Annotated in this window: 18 protein-coding genes and 1 riboswitch; of the genes, 1 reads left to right on the forward strand and 17 read right to left on the reverse strand. The window is 42.4% G+C overall.

Annotated elements, in window-relative coordinates:
• Positions 1-38: 38 nt before the first annotated feature.
• From NFU07_RS04490 to NFU07_RS04500, 3 genes are all read right to left on the reverse strand, one after another.
• Complete coding sequence (locus NFU07_RS04490; RefSeq protein ID WP_251475282.1) at positions 39-1,883, reverse strand: glycosyltransferase family 2 protein; 1,845 nt, start codon at positions 1,881-1,883, stop codon at positions 39-41.
• Positions 1,884-2,005: 122 nt separating this feature from the next.
• The gene (locus tag NFU07_RS04495; protein ID WP_251475284.1) at positions 2,006-2,956 is read right to left on the reverse strand and encodes an ABC transporter substrate-binding protein; all 951 of its coding nucleotides are present in this window, start codon (positions 2,954-2,956) and stop codon (positions 2,006-2,008) included.
• Positions 2,953-3,501 (reverse strand): hypothetical protein, encoded by a 549-nt coding sequence (locus tag NFU07_RS04500; protein ID WP_251475286.1) that lies wholly within the window; start codon positions 3,499-3,501, stop codon positions 2,953-2,955. The genes NFU07_RS04495 and NFU07_RS04500 overlap by 4 nt, the downstream gene beginning before the upstream one ends.
• Before the next feature lie 173 nt (positions 3,502-3,674).
• Positions 3,675-3,871, reverse strand: a riboswitch (cobalamin riboswitch).
• Between the two features lie 201 nt (positions 3,872-4,072).
• Between NFU07_RS04500 and NFU07_RS04505 the strand changes: the two genes are divergently transcribed.
• Positions 4,073-4,477, forward strand: a complete 405-nt coding sequence (locus NFU07_RS04505; RefSeq protein WP_235196884.1) for a GIY-YIG nuclease family protein — start codon at positions 4,073-4,075, stop codon at positions 4,475-4,477.
• Positions 4,478-4,526: 49 nt separating this feature from the next.
• Here NFU07_RS04505 and NFU07_RS04510 read toward each other — a convergent pair whose 3' ends face one another.
• The 14 genes from NFU07_RS04510 to NFU07_RS04575 form a co-directional block, all read right to left on the reverse strand.
• Positions 4,527-5,621, reverse strand: coding sequence for a threonine aldolase family protein (locus NFU07_RS04510; protein ID WP_251475288.1), 1,095 nt, complete (start codon positions 5,619-5,621; stop codon positions 4,527-4,529).
• Positions 5,622-5,797: 176 nt separating this feature from the next.
• Entirely contained in the window at positions 5,798-7,498 is a 1,701-nt protein-coding gene (locus NFU07_RS04515; RefSeq protein ID WP_285835935.1) for a glycerol-3-phosphate dehydrogenase/oxidase, read from the reverse strand.
• 129 nt (positions 7,499-7,627) lie between these two features.
• Positions 7,628-9,151 (reverse strand): glycerol kinase GlpK, encoded by a 1,524-nt coding sequence (glpK, locus tag NFU07_RS04520; RefSeq protein WP_251475292.1) that lies wholly within the window; start codon positions 9,149-9,151, stop codon positions 7,628-7,630.
• A gap of 21 nt (positions 9,152-9,172) precedes the next feature.
• Positions 9,173-10,006, reverse strand: a complete 834-nt coding sequence (locus NFU07_RS04525; protein WP_251475294.1) for an MIP/aquaporin family protein — start codon at positions 10,004-10,006, stop codon at positions 9,173-9,175.
• Positions 10,007-10,247: 241 nt separating this feature from the next.
• Positions 10,248-10,793 (reverse strand): glycerol-3-phosphate responsive antiterminator, encoded by a 546-nt coding sequence (locus tag NFU07_RS04530; protein ID WP_251475296.1) that lies wholly within the window; start codon positions 10,791-10,793, stop codon positions 10,248-10,250.
• Between the two features lie 166 nt (positions 10,794-10,959).
• Positions 10,960-11,616: a sugar transferase gene (locus NFU07_RS04535; protein ID WP_251477101.1), complete on the reverse strand. Its 657-nt coding sequence runs from the start codon at positions 11,614-11,616 to the stop codon at positions 10,960-10,962.
• A gap of 78 nt (positions 11,617-11,694) precedes the next feature.
• Positions 11,695-13,020: a UDP-glucose dehydrogenase family protein gene (locus NFU07_RS04540; RefSeq protein ID WP_251475298.1), complete on the reverse strand. Its 1,326-nt coding sequence runs from the start codon at positions 13,018-13,020 to the stop codon at positions 11,695-11,697.
• A gap of 15 nt (positions 13,021-13,035) precedes the next feature.
• Entirely contained in the window at positions 13,036-13,926 is an 891-nt protein-coding gene (gene galU / locus NFU07_RS04545) for a UTP--glucose-1-phosphate uridylyltransferase GalU (RefSeq protein WP_251475300.1), read from the reverse strand.
• Positions 13,927-14,376: 450 nt separating this feature from the next.
• Complete coding sequence (locus NFU07_RS04550; protein ID WP_251475302.1) at positions 14,377-14,538, reverse strand: hypothetical protein; 162 nt, start codon at positions 14,536-14,538, stop codon at positions 14,377-14,379.
• Positions 14,539-14,800: 262 nt separating this feature from the next.
• Entirely contained in the window at positions 14,801-15,784 is a 984-nt protein-coding gene (gene manA, locus NFU07_RS04555) for a mannose-6-phosphate isomerase, class I (RefSeq protein WP_309296767.1), read from the reverse strand.
• A 32-nt stretch (positions 15,785-15,816) separates the two neighbouring features.
• Positions 15,817-17,202, reverse strand: coding sequence for a sugar phosphate nucleotidyltransferase (locus NFU07_RS04560; protein WP_251475304.1), 1,386 nt, complete (start codon positions 17,200-17,202; stop codon positions 15,817-15,819).
• Between the two features lie 368 nt (positions 17,203-17,570).
• Positions 17,571-18,812 carry a glycosyltransferase family 4 protein gene (locus NFU07_RS04565; RefSeq protein ID WP_251475306.1) on the reverse strand — a complete coding sequence of 414 codons (1,242 nt, stop codon included), beginning with the start codon at positions 18,810-18,812 and terminating at the stop codon, positions 17,571-17,573.
• A gap of 11 nt (positions 18,813-18,823) precedes the next feature.
• Entirely contained in the window at positions 18,824-19,972 is a 1,149-nt protein-coding gene (locus NFU07_RS04570; protein ID WP_251475308.1) for a glycosyltransferase family 4 protein, read from the reverse strand.
• A 28-nt stretch (positions 19,973-20,000) separates the two neighbouring features.
• Positions 20,001-21,365 carry a hypothetical protein gene (locus tag NFU07_RS04575; RefSeq protein ID WP_251475310.1) on the reverse strand — a complete coding sequence of 455 codons (1,365 nt, stop codon included), beginning with the start codon at positions 21,363-21,365 and terminating at the stop codon, positions 20,001-20,003.
• Positions 21,366-21,408: the final 43 nt, after the last annotated feature.

The raw sequence follows: 21,408 nt of genomic DNA on the forward strand, positions 1-21,408 counted from the left end.
TCGAGTGAGGCGACTCATTGGATTACCCGTTCTTTTCGTTATCTTGCCCATTTAATATCCGGCATTTTCAATGCCACATCATTCACAACAAATGCTACATAGCTATTTGCCAGTTTGCGCCGTTCGTGCTTGCTTAAATAAATGTCCATGCAGAAGAAATAATCGCCATTTTTAAATTGAGTGGTCAGCCCGGTGCCGGAGATGGACCATTCGCCAACAGCTAAAAAGACCTGATTTACTTCGTCTAAAAACCCATCATATTTCGAGTGGACATGCACACAAATGCGCACTTCATCGCCGTTCTGATAAAAAACCGCTTCCTCAACCGAAAGTTTGTCTGAGATTTTATCGGGTTCTTTAAAAATTGCCGAGAAATTCCCATGCTTTGTGCGATAGGGCTTAACATCAAAATAGCCAATTTTAGCTGTTCCGAACAAACCGAACGAATCTTCAAAATAGCGGGCATCCGCCATTAGACGCGTTTGAACTTTGTATCCCTCGTAATCGCTGACCAATGAAAAATCAAAATAATGCGGTTCTTCAATTTCCCGTACAAATGACAAATCGAGTATGGCATGGAAATAGCCGTGTTTTTCTTTTCCTTCCGGCACTGTCAACAAAGGCGATCCTGAGCTCTTCTCTGCTAGTCCGAGTTTTGCTGGAATCCGGTAGACTTCTTCCGTATCGCGCCTGCTCATCAGCACCGTCAAAAAAGGATTCTCGGGTAAAAAGCGGCTATGGTATTGATGCCCTTCAATGATGAAGTTCTGCCCTTTGATATAAGCATTGATGACACAAGCCGTATATTTATTGGCATGTGTAAAACTGATTCGCTCGTCAATCGCTATTTTAAAAGCGGCATTAGTGGCCGGGTATAATTCTCCTCGGTAAACTTGCAGATCTTCCTGCTTTTTCTCGCTGTCGAGATAATCCATCAACTCATTTGCTTCTCCATGCTCCAATAAGCGGAATTTCACTTTTTGGATAGGAGTGAAGAATTGAAAGCTTTCGCCTGGTCCATAATCTTTCAATAAAGGCGCTAAACTGGCGAGATGTTGTTTTTTTCTGGAGTAATCCAGTTTTTTATTCACTTCATACATGACTTCGAAATTCATTAGCCGGTCCCAATACTGCTGAAGCCCGCGATTGATTTTGCTTTCTTCCACGTTAAGCGAAACGATCGCTTGAAGCGCTGCCTGAATAAAACGGAAGACTTTCGAAAATGGCCTTTCCTGCTTTGTCAATTGGACTTTAATGGCATCTGGATTGCGGGTCGCATAATAACAGTCATAGTCTTTTACGATGGCTATGCCATTCGAACAGATATAAGCAGGGACCGTAAACGTATGGTCCTCGCCAATATTGGTTTCTTCAAAAAAACGGATCTGGTGTTCATGAAGCAAAGAAACTTTGAACATCTTCAATGAGCTGATAGTCGTTAACGCGTTGGATCCGTAAAATGAGAAAAACTCCGGATTTTTTGAAAAAATCGCTTCCGGGACGCCTCGATTCACCCCTTTGTATTTTCCGACAACAATATCACTATCGTATTTTTCTCCTACCGCCACCATTCGTTCCAGCGCTTCTTCCCCTAAAAAATCATCTGCATCCACAAAGTAAATATACTGGCCATTCGCTAGTTCAATCGCTTTATTCCGCGGACCGCTCGGAGAGCCTGAGTTCATCTGATGCTCTACGTGAATATTCGGGAATTCTTTCTCGTAGCGATCCAGGATGGCGCCGCTTTGGTCAGTAGAACCATCGTCTATACAAATAATTTCCAGAAATTGCTGGTCTAATGTCTGATTCAGGATGCTGGCAATGCAGCGTTCAATAAATTGTTCGTCGTTGTATACGGGAATAGCTACAGTCACTTTAATCATGCTTCCCCCTCTTTTCTCTCCTAATTAAGCAAAGGCTTATTATAAATTATACCAGTTATCTGAAAATTTAATCAATTTAAAAAACCACCGCCCTTTTCTTTCGGACAGTGGTTTTAATGAACTTATTTCAATAAATCTGGATAAGCGGTTTCGGCTACCAGTTTCACGGCTTCTCCTATTCTTGGCCCCGGCCGTGAGGTGATATCTGAATCCAACAAGAAGACTTGCTCATTTTGGACAGCCGCAATTTCCGACCAGCTATCGCGGGCTTTGATTTCATCTACAGCGTTCTCAACATAGGATACTGTTGTAAAAATCAGTTCAGGGTTCCGGTTCACCACTTCTTCTTCAGAAAGTTGTGGCCAGCCTTCCAAATCTGCAAATACGTTTTCCACTTGAGCGTGGTTCATAATTTCCTGTTGGAAGGTCTTATCGCCAGTTGTATAGATTTCAGGCAACGGGCTGATTTCGATGTAAGCTTTTTTCTTTTGCTCAACTTCAGCGAGCTTGTCTTGGACGTCTTTAATTTCTCCTTGAATGGAAGCAATCAGTTCTTCGCCTTTTTCTTCCACTCCCATTACTTGCGCGATTTGTTCGATGTCGCCATATACATCTTCAAACGAAGCGGCGGATTCGATGACGAATACCGGAATATCCGCTTCTTCTAAAACCTCAAACCCGGTCGGTCCGCCAGTCGAATAAGCGAGGACAATATCCGGATCCAATTGGATGATGCGTTCTGCATTGAATTTCACAGAATCAGAAACCCGCTCAACTTCCAAAGCTTCCTCCGGGTAGTTATCAAAATCTGTGGCACCGATCAATTTGTCTCCTTCTTCTAATGCATAAAGGATTTCCGTATTGCTCGGAATAAGCGAAACGACGGTTTCCGGAATTTCTTCCAACTTCACTTCATTGCCTAAATCATCTGTCACTGCGTAAGACTCAGCCACTTCCGTTTCCGTGTTTGCATTGTCTGCAGTTTTAGTTGTTTCCGCACTTTCCTCACTTTGGCAGGCTCCGAGAAATACAGCCAGTGCAAGCGTTCCACTCAATAAATAAGATTTTTTCATTTGCTCTTTTCCTCTTCTTTCTTTTTCGGTCTCGTTGGATAGGATTTGCTGATGAACGGAATCTCTTCCACCCCGTGTTTGCGATTGGTATAAACTGCCATGACAAATAAGACGTTAGCGAGCAATTGCGCATAATCAAATAAAATCTCGGGAACTTCCCGCTCCAAACTCACTTTATGCAATGCCCTAACTGATTTTTTCGCTTCGCTTCGGCACACATGCAAGCTACAGGCAGCCTGACTCCCTTGCGGCAAGACAAAATTTCCGATACTGTCTTCCACCTCTGCCACGTAAAAATCGTATAAACTGCTCAGTTTTTCAAGGTCTTCTTGGTCAATCGCTATTTTGCCACGCACCGAACCATTCAAATGATAGGCCATAGGCTGTAAATAACGAAGATCCCACTCTACTTCCGGAATGTCTTTCGTCAACGAAATGGCTTCACCAATGCGCGTCGTCAGTGAATCGGTGCGAATTTCAAAATCCACTGTGGATGCGGACTCCCGCATGAATGGATAGCAAATATAGCGCATTTCTTTTTTCATTCATATCACCTCTTCTCCTGCTTTACTCAGTGGTAATCTTCCGCATCGCACTTCAGATAAACAGCAAAAAGCCGCCCTCATAAAAAGGGCGGCACCATTCCAATTAAACGGCTCGTCTATAAAGCCCAAATTGTAAAAGTTGCCGTATGATTCCCTTATCTTCCGAAGAGTAAAAATACGTTCAAAAAAAGGTAGGTCTCCTGGCTTGTGCATCGTTTTACTCTAAGAACCTTCCCGTCGGATGATCACTCATCTAAGACAGTGGCATTTTCTTATTTCATACGCACTTACAGTTGCGGAAACAGCTCCGGATTCGCACCGGATTCCCTGTTATACTGACGAATCAGCACCTTTTTTCTGCATGATTATTCACTTGTTTCAAGTGTAGCATATTTTATTCCTTAGAAAAGCCTAATTTTCCGATTAGAAAGCGCTTCCAGATATTTGAATAATATGACTTTTACTTCTGCTCTCGCTTATTAATCGTTTATTGGTTAAACTAATAATCAGATAAGTCGAAAATATGAAATAGAAATGAATTTTACGACCGACAAATAAGGGGGATTATTAGATGAAAGAAAAGATTCATGAGCTTCTGAGAAAAGAAAACTATGCATTCGATAATGAAAATTGGAAGTCCATCGAAAATGTTCCTTTTCTTTTAAATGATGAGACCACGATGTTGTTGAACAAGATTAAATTGAATATGGGAATGGCTAAAGGCATCTATATTTTCTGTGACTCCAATCAAAATATCCTTTATATCGGAAAAGGAGCACCAATCTACAACCGCATACGCCGCCATTTCGCAAAACTGAAAAAGACAAATCATGCCCCTCACGGATTTTCCCAAGAGATCCAGGCACCTATCACGATTCATTGGGTCGAAATCGAACAGCCTGAAAAAAGGGAAATCGTTGAACATATGCTGGCATATACCTTAGAACCGGTGTACAAGAAATGGTACGTAGGATAAATAGAAAAAAGCCTGTAAAAGACGCTTACTGTCTTTTACAGGCTTCTTTCTATTTAAGAGTTTTCATTTTTTCATTAAGCTTGGCAAATAGCTCTTCTACCTTCTCTGCCGGCAAAGTTTCATACAAATCACCTAGGCTGACTTCATAGGAGCTGCCGCCGTTTTCCAATGTTTTAAGGTAGCTTGTAAGCCTGATTCCCGTTTCCTGGTGAAGCTCAGCAAGCAGCTCCTCCATCGTGTCATTGGCATAGCTGAAATGGACATGGAACATATTCGATACAGGCTCCACGGGCAGAGTGGTAATCCCTTCACAGCTATTGAAAAAGCCGGCCAGTTCTTTTGCATGTTCATGATACATCGCCATCTTTTTAGATCGCTTGTCAAAATAATAGTCAGCGGAAAGGATATATGGATACAGCGAAATCAAATCGCCGCCGTGGCGCCGTTTCCAAACTTTTGACTGAGCCATGAACTCTTTATCTCCTGCCAGTATCGCTCCTGCGATGCCGCCAATTCCTTTATAGAGCGAGATATAGACACTGTCAAAAAGGCTGCAGACTTCACTTGCGGTTTTACCGTAATAAGGCAGCACTTCCAGAAGCCGCGCCCCGTCCAGATGCAGTTTGATCTCGTTCTTGCGGCAATAAGCCGAAATCTCTTCCAAAGTTTTGTAGCTTGGCAATTGCCCGCCAATTTCACGCTGCGGCAACTCCAACAGCACACAGGCCACTTTCTCGTCCATTTGGAGGACATCTTCTAGCTCAATGACGCGATCCATATCAGCGAGCAGCACAGACTCGATTCCATGCAATTCTTGAAGCCCTTTTTCTTCGTGGATTTCCAGATGGCTCAATGGATGATAAGCTACTTTCCGAATGCCTGCCGCGTCGCACCAGATACGCAAGGCAATTTGCTGCGCCATTGTCCCGCTCGGGAAAAATACTGCATTTTCTTTTCCTAGCAGCTCCGCCATCTTCTCCTGAAACTCTTCAATAACCGTTCCTTGGCCGTAAATATCGCTTTCTACATTTCCATCAATACCCTCAAATGCCTCTTTCAGCACCTTCACATCACGCTTGCCGTGGCCAGCCAACTGGTGCTCACTCTCGAGAAAACTTCGCTTTAACCGTTCATTGGATGTCATTGTCTTGCTCCTGTCTCTATTCAGAATACTTGCGCTTTTATCCACTATATCATTTTTAAGGATACGGGCAAATCGCTGGAAATCGGGAGAAGCCAATACCATTCATGCAAGAAGCAACTGCATACAAAAAAAACGCTCCGATCAATTAAGATCAGAGCGGCTTATCTATGAATTTATTAATTTACTGCGGCTTTAAAAGAGGCACTTGAACGGCTTCCGCCAACTTCAACCGGATGCACAGCCTCATATAGAAGCCCTTCCAGCTCGTTATTATAAGCCGTTGCCTGTTCCTCAGTCCAGCCAAGCACTTTGCCCATATAAGCATTTACAGCCGCTTTATTGGCGTGTACCCAGTTGATATCGAAGAACAATGCACCTGTACGGCGGATGAAGAAATCAATCGGTTTGTAGGCTGCTTCGTATTCCAAAGCGTAGCGCAGCATAGCGAAAGCGATTGGGTCGATTCCCTCTTTAGCCGCTTCTTCGTTTCCGGTAAATAAGAAATTGAAGACTTGGTCAACATTTGATCCGTAGCGTTGAACCAATTTGCGTGCAGCTTCCGGAGAAAGGCCGCGGCTCACACCTAAACGCACCCGATCTTCAGAGAACTTCACGAACCCTTTTGACCCTCCAACTTCGCCGCCTGAAATCGGCAAATGTTTTGTGGATACTTTTTTGAATTTCAAGCCATGCTCTTTTTCCAATTGCTCAGCTACCATATCGACGATGCTTTCGCCCATTTTACGGTATCCGGTCAGTTTACCGCCGGCAATCGACAGCAATCCTGAATTTGAAACAAAGATCTCATCTTTACGTGAAATCTCTGAAGGGTCTTTGCCTTCTTCGTGAATCAACGGACGCAATCCAGCCCAGCTTGATTCGATATCTTCCGTACGGATTCCCACTTCCGGGAACATGAAGTCGATCGCTTTCAAGACATAATCGCGGTCTTCTGTAGTCATCGTCGGATGAGCAATGTCCTGTTTGTAAACTGTGTCTGTTGTACCGACATACACTTTCCCTTCACGCGGAATCGCGAATGCCATCCGACCATCCGGCATATCGAAATAGATCGCTTGTTTCAACGGGAAGCGGCGGCCATCGAATACTAAGTGAATTCCTTTTGTTAATTGCAATGTCTTACCTTGTTTAGAATGGTCTTTGTCACGCAATGTATCCACCCATGGGCCTGCTGCATTGACGATTTTCTTCGCATAGATTTCGTGGATTTTACCATCGACCTGGTCTTCTACACGGATGCCGACCACTTTGCCGTTATGGTAGATGAAGCTTGAGACTTTTGCATAGTTCATAGCCAAAGCGCCTTTTTCAACCGCTTTTTTCATGACTTCCATCGTTAGGCGAGCATCGTCTGTTTTGTATTCTACGTAGTAGCCGCCGCCTTTAATGTCTTTCTTTTTCAATAAAGGTTCACGGCGCAAAGTCTCTTCTTTTGACAGCATTTTACGGCGTTCATCTTTCTTGACGCCTGCTAAAAAGTCATAGACGCGCAAGCCTACATTTGTACTAAGGGGCCCAAAAGTTCCGCCTTTGTAAAACGGCAATAGCATCCATTCAGGAGTAGTTACATGAGGCCCGTTTTCATAAACGATTTCACGTTCTTTCCCTACTTCTGCAACCATCTTCACTTCGAATTGCTTCAAATAGCGAAGCCCGCCGTGAACAAGTTTTGTAGAACGGCTGCTTGTTCCTGCAGCAAAATCCTGCATTTCCACGACCGCCACTTTCATGCCTCTCATCGTTGCATCAAGTGCTGTTCCTGCACCTGTAATCCCACCGCCGATTACGATTAAATCAAGGGGTGTATTTTTCATTTTGTTATAAGTGTCTGTTCGGTTTAAGCTGGAAAATTTCATCATATACCGCTCCTTTAGTTTTTTACAATTTTTGGAAGTGAAATAAAAGAGACCAAGCTACAGTCGCAGAATTTCTTCAGCTGAACTGGCTTGGTCTCTCGATATCTCCGGCCAAATATTAACTTTTACTTAAGAATTAACAATTGATTTTGCTTCAGGTTTTTTAAATGTACGAGTTGCAGCTACTGCATTTTTCCAACCTTCGTAAAGTTCTTCACTTTGCTCAGCTGGCATCAAGCTCGTAAACGTTTCTTCCACTTTCCACTGTTTCGCGATTTCTTCTTTGTCTTTCCAGAAACCTACCGCGAGTCCTGCTAAGTACGCAGCACCAAGTGAAGTTGTTTCTTGAATGACCGGACGTTCTACCGGTACATCAAGTATATCACTTTGGAATTGCATCAGCAAATCATTTGCAACGGCTCCGCCATCGACGCGCAATGTCTTAAGTTCGATTCCTGCGTCTTTGATCATCACATCTACCACGTCTTTTGTTTGATAGGCCAATGATTCAAGAGTCGCACGGATGAAGTGGGCTTTGGTCGTTCCGCGAGTCAAACCGAAGATGGCACCGCGTGCATCCGTATCCCAGTAAGGTGTTCCAAGGCCTACAAATGCAGGGACCATGTAAACGCCGTCTGTTGATTCGACTGAAGCCGCATACGCTTCGCTTTCAGGTGCGTTATCCAAGATTTTCAAACCGTCGCGAAGCCATTGGATAGCGGATCCAGCAACGAAAATACTGCCTTCAAGAGCGTATTCCACTTTGCCGTCTACTCCCCAAGCAAGTGTTGTCAATAAGCCGTGGTCTGAAACCACACCTTTTTCACCTGTATTCATCAGCATGAAACAACCTGTGCCGTATGTGTTTTTCGCCATGCCTTTTTCAAAGCAAGCTTGGCCGAATAAAGCGGCCTGTTGGTCGCCTGCAATTCCGGCAATCGGCACTTCGTGTCCAAAGAAATGATAGTCGACTGTGTTTGCATAAACTTCAGATGACTGGCGCACTTCAGGAAGCATGCTCTTTGGAACCGTCAAGATTTCCAAAAGCTCATCGTCCCATTCCAAATCGTAGATATTGTACATCAATGTACGGGAAGCATTGCTGTAATCCGTGATATGCGCTTTGCCGCCCGATAATTTATAAACTAGCCATGAATCGATTGTTCCGAACATCAAGTCTCCGTTGTCCGCTTTTTCACGGGCGCCTTCAACATTGTCCAAAATCCATTTCACTTTTGTTCCAGAGAAGTAAGCATCAATCAACAAGCCTGTTTTCTTGCGGAACGTGTCTTCCAATCCTCTTTCTTTCAAATCTTTGCAGATGCCGTCTGTTTGGCGCGACTGCCAAACGATTGCGCGGTAGACGGGTCTGCCAGTATTGCGATCCCATACTACTGCTGTTTCGCGTTGGTTCGTGATCCCGATTCCTGCAATTTGATCCGGCGTAATGTCCGCTTTTCTTAAAACTTCTGCGATACAAGCAAGCACAGAAGTCCAGATTTCATTGGCATCATGCTCTACCCAGCCTGGCTGCGGGAAAAACTGTTCGAATTCCTGCTGAGCTGAATTGACGATTTCACCTGCATGGTTGAACAACACGGCACGCGAGCTTGTAGTTCCTTGGTCAATGGATAAAATATATTCTTTAGTCAAAACGATCTCCTCCTTTGGGATTTAAGAAATGATTTTTTCTTCTAATTTATCAGCTACGGTTGAGCCTTTTCTCAATTCTACACTTGCTGCGCCGAATAAAACCAGCAGGAAGATTGCACTAAGCGCCCAGAAAAGCAAATTGAATTCGCCTAAGAACATTGCTTTATAGAATACTGCTCCATAGATACCGCCGAAAATCGGTCCGACGATCGGCACCCAAGCGTAGCTCCAATCTGAACTTCCTTTGCCTGGAATCGGCAATAATGCATGAGCAATTCTTGGTCCTAAATCACGAGCCGGATTGATTGCATATCCTGTAGGTCCACCTAAGCTCAAACCGATTGCAAGGATCAATGCCCCAACGATCAGTGGGTTTAAGCCTTCTGTAAATTCGTTTGCTCCGATGAACAATAAGCCCATTACTAAAACAAATGTCCCGATGATTTCTGAAACCAAGTTCGAGAATGGCTTACGCACAGCAGGGATGGTTGCAAATACACCAAGCTTCGTCGCTTGGTCTTTCGTACGCTCCCAATGCGGCAAGTAATTGAAAAAGACGATAGCTGCTCCAATGATCGCGCCGATCATCTGCGCCAAAATATAGACAGGAACTTTTGACCATGGGAAGTCGCCGACTGCCGCAAAGCCAAGTGTAACTGCTGGATTCAAGTGAGCTCCTGAGAAGTTGCCGACAGCGTAAACCCCCATCGTTACTGCTAAGCCCCAAGCGATTGTTACAACGATCCAGCCGCCGTTTTCCGCTTTAGAATCCTTTAATGCGATACCAGCTACAACTCCAGCACCAAAAATAATCAAAATCATGGTACCAATTACTTCAGCTAAAAATTCCGTCATTTTTCAACACTCCTTTATAAACTTGTTTAAGAACCAAAAAGATAAAAAGACCTCCACTGAAATGAGCACACTTCCGCTTACGAAGTACTCATATCAGTGCAGGTCTCCTTTTCTCCAACACAGCTCTTAACTTGTAATCCTAAACTATCATTTACTGAAAGCGCTGTCAACATCATTTTTTTAAAAAGTTTCTGGATTTGACATAGTTAATCCAGAAACTTTTTTATTCTGCAAAGCGCCTTCACTTGCCCCATAATTCTGCTTGAGAAGTCGAAATTGCTACAGCTCCGCCCTTATAGGCAAGGCTTATATCTTCTTCAGTCCGGATCAAACCGCCAGCAATGACAGGAATCCCCGTTTTTTCTTTCACTTCTTTTATAACCGAGGGAATAATTCCTGGAAGAATTTCAATGTAGTCCGGTTTCACTTGATTGATCAAATTGATATTGTTTTCAAGCGCTTGGCTGTCCAGCAAGAAAAGCCGCTGGACGGTCATCAATTTGTTCTTTTTCGCCAGCGTAATCACATTGCTGCGCGTAGAAACGATGCCATCCGGCTTGATTTCCCTGACCAAGTATTCGATTCCGTACATATCCGCTTTGAGCCCTTGAATCAAATCGACATGAAGAATCACTTTTTTATCCGCTTTTTTCGCCGCTTGCACAAGCGTTTTCAGCTGCGATAAACGCACTTCCAAATAAATGATGTATTCATGGTCGCTTTTCAATAAGCGTTCAAATTCTTTCATATTGCGCAACGCCGGCAAAACGCCTTTCAATTCATCCATGAGTAAATTCCTCCTTTCTTCGAAAACTGCTTGAGATATCCATTCATTCCATTATCCACTCCTTTGCAGTGCCTATCAACAGTTTTTAAAATCCTTTCCGTTCCATTAGCCTCTCCATGGAAAATCCCCGCATCGCAAAGCAGCGATGCAGGGATTTTAATGGTTCTTAATAGGCATCTTTAGACCCAAATAGCACCAACACTGTTTTAAGGATCAATTTAATATCAATGAATGTATTGCGTTCACGAATGTATTTCAGGTCAAGATAGACCCATTCTTCAAATCCGATGTTGCTGCGGCCATTTACTTGCCAGTAGCAAGTGAGCCCCGGGGTCACACTAAGCCGCTTCAGTTCATAAAGCGTGTATTTCTCAACTTCATCTGGAAGAGGCGGCCGCGGCCCAACCAGGCTCATTTCGCCTTTTAGCACATTCAACAGCTGCGGCAATTCATCAATGCTGGTCTTCCGGATGAAACTTCCCACTTTTGTTACCCGCGGGTCATGCTTGATCTTAAAAACCGGTCCAGAAACTTCATTTTGCCGCAGCAGCGATTTCTTTAATTCTTCTGCATTGCAGACCATGGAACGGAATTTATACATATAAAAAGTTTCCCCATCTTTCCCTACTCTTTTTTGCTTGAAGAAGACCGGTCCAGAAGAATCTTCCGCTTTTATGAAAATGGCGACCAGAAGGAATAGCGGACTTAAGCAGATGAGGCCAACAAGCGCTCCAACCATATCGATAAACCGCTTAGTGATTAAGTACGCATAATTTTCATTGGTCGTGACCTCATCAAAAGTCAGATGCGGCATCTCATTCATCACCGGATCTTTTGTTTTTTCAGGAGTGGAAATTGACAATAAAATCACCACTTTCGCCTAGAAGTTAAATTTCCAAATTCACAGAGAGGCAGTTTCAATAATTTCAATTACAGAAGGTCTTCCGATTGAATGATATTCGATTCTCGCTTGCTTCATCGAATCGAGCGAAAAGCAATTTCTGCCGTCGATGACTAGCGGCTGCTTCATCCGTTTAAATACAGAAAGATCCATGCTCTTAATTTCATCCCACTCCGTTAATATCAATACAGCATCACAACCGTCTACAGCTTCTTCAATTGAATAGGCATAATCGACAAGCGGATCTAAAATTCTCTTTGCATTGTCGATAGCGATTGGGTCATAGGCGATCACACTTGCGCCTAAACTCAATAATTCATTTGTCACTTGGATAGAGGCAGCTTCTCTCATATCATCCGTGTTCGGCTTAAATGCCAACCCAAGGATTGCGATTTTTTTCCCATACAAGTTGGAGAAACAGCCTTTTAACTTATTCACTAAAATCCGCTGCTGTTTTCTGTTAACGCTGACAACGCCTTTCAGCAATTTAAAATCATATTCGAAGTCTCCAGCAATCTGGATAAGCGCTTTTGTATCTTTCGGAAAACACGAACCGCCGTAACCGATTCCTGCTTTAAGGAATTGGCTGCCGATACGCTGATCCATTCCCATGCCAGCTGCAACATTTTCAATATTCGCGCCAACCAACTCACAAATATTCGAAATTTCATTGATAAAGCTGATCTTGGTTGCTAAAAATCCATTAGAAGCATATTTAATCATTTCTGCACTTTTAATGTCCGTTTTATAGATTGGAATTCCGAACGGCTTATTGATCGTTTCCATCACTTTGAAAGCATGTCCGGTTTCAGCACCGATGATAATACGGTCGCCATGGAATGAATCGTTGATAGCGGATCCCTCTTTTAGAAACTCAGGATTCGACACGATATCCACCCTCACCGGATGGACCAAATTCTGTTTGATAAGTTGCAGCAATTTATGATTTGTACCGACCGGAACAGTGCTTTTCGTCACAATCGTGACATGGCGCGTAATGTGTTTAGCTATATCGATTGCTGCCTTTTCAACGTAATCCAGATTTGCAGCCCCGCTCGGTTCTTCCGGAGTCCCAACGGCAATGTAAATCACTTCCGCATCTTTAAAGGCTTCTTTATGGCTAGTAGTGAATTCCAGACCATTCTCCAAGATGTTCTTATTCATCAGCTCACTGAGTCCTGGCTCATAAATAGGAGAGATCCCTCTCTTCATTTTTTCTATTTTCTTCTCGTTAATGTCTACACAAGTGACTTGATGTCCGATTTCGGACAAGCTGACACCCGTCACCAATCCGACATACCCTGTACCGACTACCGAAATCTTCATTCTCATTCCCCCAGGCTAGATTAATGATGCGGCTGATTTTTGGCTGAGCAATTCTTTCATAATTTCCTCAAGCGGCTTCGCAAACTCTTCATTATCCAGTGCAAATTCAATGGTAGTCCGGATAAAACCGAGCATTTCCCCAACATCGTAACGTTTGCCTTCGAAGTTATAGGCAAAGACATTCTGGATTTCATTCAACTTTTGAATGGCATCTGTCAGTTGGATTTCTCCCCCAGCTCCTAATTCCTGTTGGTCCAGGAATTCGAAAATTTCTGGCGTTAGAATATAGCGTCCCATGATCGCCAAATTCGATGGCGCTGTTCCTTGTTTCGGTTTCTCCACATAATTGCTGACTTGATAGCTCCGGCCGTCTACAGCAATCGGATTGATGATGCCGTAGCGATGGGTTTCAGTGTCCGGCACTTCTTGGACGCCGATAACGGAAGACTGCAGGCTATCGTATTGATCCATCAATTGTTTTAAACAAGGCTTTTCGGCCTTAACCACATCATCACCAAGAAGGACGGCAAATGGTTCGTTGCCGATAAACTTTCGAGCACACCAGACTGCATGCCCCAACCCTTTCGGCTCTTTTTGACGGATGTAATGAATCTCCACTTTTGAGCTAGCACGGACTTTCTCCAACAATTCGTATTTGCCTTTTTTGAAAAGATTATCTTCAAGTTCAAAATTCTTATCGAAATGATCTTCAATCGCCCGCTTTCCTTTGCCGGTGACGATGATGATATCTTCGATTCCAGAAGCAATTGCTTCTTCTACGATGTATTGGATGGTCGGTTTATCAATCAAAGGCAGCATTTCTTTCGGCATTGCTTTAGTAGCTGGCAAGAATCGGGTTCCAAGGCCAGCTGCTGGAATAATGGCTTTTGTCACTTTTTTTGTCATTAGATTCCCTCCTGTGATTAGCAATCAATTATATTTCCACTTTCCGCTATTCGTATTGAGACGTTAAAAAGCTTAAAGATAAGGATGCAGATGATTCTATTAGGTGTTTCATTAATCTACTAAAACGGATATCCATAAGTATTTGCTAATTCGTTAAGTAAAATTCCATATTTATTCCAATTAAATACCCCTCACAAATTAACTAATACTTTATACCCAAATAAACTTTAATTATCAGTTTCCTCCTCCTTTTATGGTTATATATAATTACTAATATTCTCAATAATCAATTTATTTAATTATTTTAACATCCATAGTCCTAAATAGGAAGCTTTTTCAGTGAATATATTACATTTTTCTAAATTTTCTAGTAAATTAGAATACTTGAAAGCATCAATACAAAAAAAGCTAGAGTGCTTGTCCCTTGCAGGACATACACTCTAGCCGCTCTCACTCATTATTTTGTTGGACTTCTTTTTCCTTCGGAATTTCTCTATTCAATAATTCCTCACGATGCTTTTCAGTTATTTTTTCTGCCCGCGAGCTTGTTTTTGCAAAAGAAAATGCAAAACCGATCACCACCGCTATTCCACCTGTTAACGCCATCCACATATTCGATTCCTCTTTTTATCAGTATATGTATTTTTCAACTTTTCCGACTCCCTACGCGATTTCAGCTTTATGCCATTAATTTCATCTTCTAAGTTTACCATCTAAATGGGAACTTTTTATGGATAAGGCAAAAATTTTCCGAAAAAATTCGCTGCGTATCCGGATTTTAAATGTTTCCATAAGAAAAAGCGATTGATGAACCCAATCGCTTTTTAACTAAATATTCAGAAATTAAAATTCAGAATGATAGGCATTTCTCTTTTCACTTCAATCCGATAGCGGTGTTTGAAGTATGCGACACAATCATCTCCATCTCGCCACTAATATAATAATCCTTAATAGTAGCAGGCAGAATAAAATTATCCCCTTTTCTTAATGCCATCCTACAGTCTTCGGTCCCAAATTCTCCAGACCCCTCGATGACACTGATCATCAGAAATCCCGCCGCTAAGCTGGCTTCCATCTTCCCATTCAAGAGCCAATGGTAGACGGTGAAATACATTTCCTGTACTAAACGTGTAGAAACCAGATTTCCTTTGTCTTCACGCAATTTCTCACACAAAAAATCCTGGTGTGGATACATCGTGCATGTCAAAGCCTGCTCTAAATGCAGTTCCCGCTTAACGCCATGCCGGTCCGTCCGGTCATAGTCATAAACGCGATAGGTGATATCGGAACTTTGCTGGGTCTCCAAAATTACAATTCCCTTGCCAATGGCATGCAGCGTTCCGCTCGGCACGTAAATAAAATCGCCTTTTTGGACTTTCATGGTTTGAAGAAGATTTTGCCATTCTCCATTCTTCACCATTTCTTGAAATTCCATTTGGCTTTGTGCTTTATGGCCGATAATAATTTCCGCATCTTCATCGCAATCCAATATATACCAGCACTCTGTCTTACCGCATGGTTTCCCAACAACTTCCCGAGCATAATGGTCGTCCGGATGGACTTGGACAGACAAATTATCGTTCGCATCCAAAATTTTGACCAATAGCGGAAATTCGTCATCAGAAGTGCTGCATCCAAACAAATCCGGATGCTCTTTCCAAACCTCTGATAATTTCTTGCCTTTCAATGCCCCATTCCTCACTACAGAAGGACCATTTTCATGCGCTGAAATCACCCAAGCTTCTCCCGTCAAATGAGTAGGGATTTGATAATCGAATAAAGTTTGCAGTCTGCTGCCTCCCCAGATCCGCTCTTGAAAAACAGGGTCAAGAAAAACCGGCTCCTTGTACATGGACATGCCTCCCCACCTTAAAGATAAGAATTCGCATTTTATTGCTGAATAGCCGACAGTCTCCCTTTGCAGACTGCTTCGATTTCCTCCCATTCATTCAAAGCCCGGAATATATCTTCCTCAATCAGTTCACTGCCAGTTTGGACTTCAATGATCTCCATTTCAGTCGTAGCACGCAGTGTATGCTTTGCAGCCAAAGGAATATGAATCACGTCGCCAGTACGGACATGGCTCAGCTGGTCATTGATCACAAAAACCCCTTCACCTTTTACAATCGTCCATACTTCGCTTCGCTTATAATGAACTTGATAACTGAAGTTTTTGCCTGCATGCACAGTTAGCCGTTTAATCAGCACTTCATTGCCTTCCGGATATTTCGTATGCTCCAATACCCGGTACCATCCCCACCGGCGCTCTTCATACATCGGGCGGCCGCCGAAGCCGTCGACATATTCTTTCACTTTCGTACTGGCATCTTTATCCGTAACTAAAATTCCATCCGGACTTGCAGCTACTACGACATTATCAAGACCGAGCAGCGTAATCGGCACGTCAAGTTCATTGACGATATGCGAGTTTTTCACGTTTTTTCCGATAACGCCTTTTCCGGTAATCGAACCGCCCATTTCTTCTGTTAACGTATTCCAGGTACCAAGGTCTTTCCAATAGCCTTCGTACGGCAACGAAATAATTTGCTTCGCCTTTTCCACCACTTCGTAATCAAAGCTGTTTTTAGGCAAAAGATGATAATTTTCGAGGAGCCCTTCATAATCAGTCGGAAGGCCCCGTTCAATCAGAAGATCGATAATATAATCCAGTCGGAACGCAAACACCCCGCAATTCCATAAAGCATTTTCAGCAATCAAGCTCTCCGCTTCCGTTTCACTCGGTTTTTCCTTGAAATAATCAACCGTTAAATAGTCATCGCCATTCAGAGCTTTCGGAATAATATATCCGTATTTCGCAGAAGGATAAGTCGGTTTTACTCCCATTAAAGCCAAGTCGGCTCCTGAGTTCTTCAGCGCTTCCTCTAAGTCGTGGACTCGATTAAAAAAAGCATTGTCCACATACGGATCCACAGGAAGCATGCCAACCACTTCATCCAGCCTGCATCCTTTAACAGAAAATAAGTAAACGGCAGCAAGTGCAATTGCCGGGAAAGTATCTCTTCTTTCCGGTTCTGTCACGATATGGACAGATGGCCCCAATTGAGTTTTAATCATGTCCACTTGGGAATAGCTCGTCGCAATAATGGAATGGTCCGCAAGGTTCGTTTCCTCTAATTGCTGCCATACACGCTGGACCATCGACACCTTATTGCCCTCTTGGTCATTCAGTACCTTCAAGAATTGTTTTGACCGCGCATCATTTGATAAAGGCCAAAGCCGCTTGCCTGATCCTCCTGACAATAAAACAAGTCTCATATGAAATCCTCCAATCGCCTTCTAATTTGCTGTATTCACGCTCATTCAGTCACTTTTTAACACATGACTCTTAATTGGGTAAAAAGGATTACTTAATTCTTATCCAAAGATCCTTTTTTCCCGCATAAGAAATGGATATAACCCCATTGTACTCACAATTATCTGATAATTCAATATAAATATTCATATTAATTTGAAATATCAGAAATCATTAAATTATTTTACGGAATATATCATTCATTTTTATAAGTAAATAGAATCATTATTCTCGTTTATTTCTATTTCAACCTTAAATAAATATAGGTATTTAGATTTTTCAAGAACCAAAAAACCGTCTTGTCCAAAGGCGGACAAGACGGTTTGGTTGCTTATAAAGACTTTAATACTTCCCGATATTTGCCGATTGAATTTTCCCGCGTAAGATTCTGTTCTAAATACACACGGCCATTCAATCCCATACCTTTTAGCTCTTCCCGGTTCATCTCATAAAGCTTTTTAATTGAGTCGACGATTCCCGCATAGTTCTGTGGTTCTACGACGACACCTGATCCGCTTTCCGAGATTAGCCTCTCCACTTCACTGCCTTGTTCCAAAACGCCAAGAATCGGTTTTCCAGCTGCCATCACCCCGTAAATTTTACTTGGAACCGAAACACCTTTGATCCCTTTCTGATTCACCACTAAGTGGACATCGGCCGCATTCAAGGAATAACGGATAAACTCTTTCGGTTGATAGGGAAGAAACATCACATTGTTTAAGTGATTCGCTTTTGCATATTCCTGCATTCGGTTCTTCACAGCACCTTCTCCAATAAATAAGAACACAATGCCCGTTTCTTCTTTAAATTCTTTAATAATTTCTACGATATTCTCCAAATCATAGTAGAGGCCCAGATTGCCTGAATACATGACGATGAACTTATCCTGCAATCGGTGTTTCGCCAAAAAGTCAGCTACCATCGGCTGATTTTTATCAAGCGGGAGGATTTCTTTTTCATTGGTCCAATTGCTGATGACAGAATGATCTGGCACGCTCTGATTCGAAAATCGTTGCCTAAGCGTTTCAGCCATGTCCCGACCGACCACTAAAACATGGTCAGCATAGCTGCAATTCCATTTATCTACCATTTTTGCGGCCTTAAATATTGCTTGGTTATTCGTGTAGGAAACAGCTTGCGCCTGCTCCGGATTAAAGTCATGGATACTGTAGATATGTTGGGCCCGCTTAAGGAACTTCCCGATTGAGCCGATTAACCCGCCTAAAATCGGGGGTTGGGAAATCGTGAAAATAATATCGACATCCTTTTCTCTTAGCAATGCTATATTTGCTAAACTAAAATACGAAAGGATATAACGAATTCGGCTAATTTTCGAGTTCTTATTAACTTCAGGCAATTTAATCCGGATAATTTTAATCGTTTCCAAATAATCTTCCTCGAAAGTCTTCTTTACTACTTTCTTTTCCCCTGCATAGCCGGGCTGTGCCGCAATGACCGTAATCAAAAAGTCTTCTTGGAGATCTTTGGTCAATTCGGTCAACAATTGGCTGGTGGCTGCTAAGTCCGGATAAAAATAATTGATGACAAAAACGATTTTCTTTTTAGGTTCCATACGTCGCCTTCCTATCCTAAAGAATTAACAGAGATTGGTGCTTCCTGATTATCGAAATCACTGAAAATGGCTATAAGCGAATCGGTATATTTGTCTTCTGTATAATATTCTTCGTAGATCTCCCGGCTGATTTTGCCAAGCAGCTTTCGCTCTTCTTCATTTACAGCTAACTGTTTAATCGCTTGTTTGATATCCGTCACTACAGGTTCGACTAAAATTCCGCAGTCTTCTATCAATTCAGCGATAATTCCACGATCCGACGATATAATCGGCAATCCCGCAGCCATGCCTTCGATAATGGACATCGGTTGGCCTTCCACTTTGTATTTTGTTGGCAGAGCCATCATATCGGCTTGAAGGAAAAACTGCTTTTTCTCTTCCCCGCGTTTCGTTCCATGATAGATAATTCGATCGGCCATTCCGTATTTATCAATAAACCGTTTCACTTCCTGGAATTCATTTTCACTTTGGATCGCTCCTACCAGATTCAATTCAAGGTCTAACCCTTCTCTGATCAAACCCACCACAGCATGGATCAATTCAACATACCCTTTTTCAGCCATTAAATTGCTCAAATACAAAATCGATACTCTGTCTTTCTTCCGATTAAAATCGATTTCACTTTTTCGGATGAAATTTTCAGGTATGCCGTTTGAAACCACTTCCACTCGTTTCACGAGATTTTTATAATTGGGAGCTAATTTCCCGCCTAAAACGATGCCAACATCCACTTTCTTCAAAGTATTTTCGATGAATTTCCGCAACCTACCGGAAGTCGCCTCAATTGTTCCGCCTAGATTATTGCCATGGAGATGGGTAACCACTCGATTCTTATGCGAAATTTTACAGAAACGGATGAACAGGCAATCGCGGATCAACCCCATTTTAGTTTGAGAAATCGAAATATAAAGGATGGCATTTTTATTAAACAGACTGAGAAAAGCAGTATATACAAGTTTCACTGAATCAAAAAGTAATTTATCAAATGCCAAACCCCCGGGATCTTCAAAATCCTTTCGGTTCAAATTCATTTTTTTTACATTATAGATTTCATGGAGCTTTTCTGCTTCATACAGTGATTGAAGAGCGATGCTTTCGCCTAAAATCGGAGGCGGCAGCGGCCCTACAAAAATTAAAGTTTTCTTTTTCATGTTCCCCATCCGGTTCACCTCTCCATTCCTAGGATCCCTATTTGAATTTCAATACCGGCTTTCCAGCCAAATCTTTTTCCAATGCATTGATCACCAAATAAATTAAGATAAAGACTGGAACAATGACAAGCATCGGCTTTATATAATAGATATATCCATACCAGAAAACACGCGCGATGGTGGTTACGATTAAGTAATAGCCGAGAGAAAAACCAAAATCTCCGAATAGCTTCCGTAGCATTAATGCCGGGACAAACACCACAAGATACGTTAAAAACGGAGCTAGAATGACTCCCATTACTTGATAATTCAAGAAATACTCCCCGTATATGAACAAGCCATAATTGGTATGAATCGACTCCGCCACAAGATGAGCTGCCCCGGGACCTGCTTCCGACCCAAGAAACGAAGGCATTAATTGCGGGATATAACCAAGAAGCGTAGAAACTGTCCCATGGTCATAGGTCACCTCAATGGCAGCAGCAGTGGAGTAGACCAAATCCTGGACTGTTGGATAATTCACTAAAACTGCAAATGAATCCAAAATGGCTGCTGCATCAAACACCAATCCGTTATGCCGCACAATCCCTAAATAAGAAAAGACCAAAAGCCCGATGGCAATGATGCTGACTTTCTTAAAATTAAAATTGGCATTAAAAATCTTCCCTTTTTTCGTGTTCGTAATGATGACGTATAAAATCAGGATCAAGCCCAGAATATCCACCCGTGCATAATGGGAAAGCAGCCAAAAAGGCACAAACAACAAAGCAGCTTTTCGCAGCATACTTCCCTTAACCCCAATCAGGACAAAAAAGTAAGAAATGGCAACCACTGAATTCCAGGCATTCCCCGGCAGCAAGCTTGGCGAGAATTCATGGTAGGCCCGCCCCGGAAGATCCGGCAGATAAATGATGGCCGACGCAATCGCAACAATGCTGAAGAACCAGGTAGACAATAAGCTATTCGAGTCCCTGAAAAAGAATTTTAAAATGATGGCATCATATTTCTTAAATGATTTATTATCAAGAACTAGTAAAAGCGACCAAATAAAGTAAAAAAATAATGCCCCAAAAGCTAAAATGTAAAAATGTTTTTCAATTAGCTGCGTTCGATCATTAAATAATGGCTGCACTTCGCCAGCAGGAGCAAATCCGAGAATGCTCAATATCGGCAGGAACAACAGCAAAAGTGAGAATGAAGCAAAACCGACTTTGAAGATGGCGACATCCATGACAAATTTAACGGCAAAAATTCCTAATATAATAAAATGAAACACATCTTCCGCATGGAATTGCTGGCCGATTTGCGCAAAATAATACAACATCGCTATTCCAGCAATGATATTGACTGCCACTTGAAAGATCCGCTCATTTTTATTGTCTGATTCACTGTAATTCACCATATGCTCATCCCTCTATCCTCATAATGCTCTTCGGTATTCGATT

Source organism: Planococcus sp. NCCP-2050 (assembly GCF_023708025.1).
Taxonomy (GTDB): domain Bacteria; phylum Bacillota; class Bacilli; order Bacillales_A; family Planococcaceae; genus Planococcus.

Coding starts and splice junctions, on each gene's coding strand:
- NFU07_RS04550 (WP_251475302.1), bottom strand. CDS start 14,538: ATGTGGATGGCGTTAACAGGTGGAATAGCGGTGGTGATCGGTTTTGCA.
- NFU07_RS04525 (WP_251475294.1), bottom strand. CDS start 10,006: ATGACGGAATTTTTAGCTGAAGTAATTGGTACCATGATTTTGATTATT.
- NFU07_RS04505 (WP_235196884.1), top strand. CDS start 4,073: ATGAAAGAAAAGATTCATGAGCTTCTGAGAAAAGAAAACTATGCATTC.
- NFU07_RS04510 (WP_251475288.1), bottom strand. CDS start 5,621: ATGACATCCAATGAACGGTTAAAGCGAAGTTTTCTCGAGAGTGAGCAC.
- NFU07_RS04490 (WP_251475282.1), bottom strand. CDS start 1,883: ATGATTAAAGTGACTGTAGCTATTCCCGTATACAACGACGAACAATTT.
- galU (WP_251475300.1), bottom strand. CDS start 13,926: ATGACAAAAAAAGTGACAAAAGCCATTATTCCAGCAGCTGGCCTTGGA.
- NFU07_RS04560 (WP_251475304.1), bottom strand. CDS start 17,202: ATGAGACTTGTTTTATTGTCAGGAGGATCAGGCAAGCGGCTTTGGCCT.
- NFU07_RS04530 (WP_251475296.1), bottom strand. CDS start 10,793: ATGGATGAATTGAAAGGCGTTTTGCCGGCGTTGCGCAATATGAAAGAA.
- NFU07_RS04515 (WP_285835935.1), bottom strand. CDS start 7,498: ATGAAATTTTCCAGCTTAAACCGAACAGACACTTATAACAAAATGAAA.
- NFU07_RS04575 (WP_251475310.1), bottom strand. CDS start 21,365: ATGGTGAATTACAGTGAATCAGACAATAAAAATGAGCGGATCTTTCAA.
- NFU07_RS04495 (WP_251475284.1), bottom strand. CDS start 2,956: ATGAAAAAATCTTATTTATTGAGTGGAACGCTTGCACTGGCTGTATTT.
- NFU07_RS04500 (WP_251475286.1), bottom strand. CDS start 3,501: ATGAAAAAAGAAATGCGCTATATTTGCTATCCATTCATGCGGGAGTCC.
- NFU07_RS04565 (WP_251475306.1), bottom strand. CDS start 18,812: ATGGAACCTAAAAAGAAAATCGTTTTTGTCATCAATTATTTTTATCCG.
- manA (WP_309296767.1), bottom strand. CDS start 15,784: ATGTCCATGTACAAGGAGCCGGTTTTTCTTGACCCTGTTTTTCAAGAG.
- NFU07_RS04540 (WP_251475298.1), bottom strand. CDS start 13,020: ATGAAGATTTCGGTAGTCGGTACAGGGTATGTCGGATTGGTGACGGGT.
- NFU07_RS04570 (WP_251475308.1), bottom strand. CDS start 19,972: ATGGGGAACATGAAAAAGAAAACTTTAATTTTTGTAGGGCCGCTGCCG.
- NFU07_RS04535 (WP_251477101.1), bottom strand. CDS start 11,616: ATGAATGAGATGCCGCATCTGACTTTTGATGAGGTCACGACCAATGAA.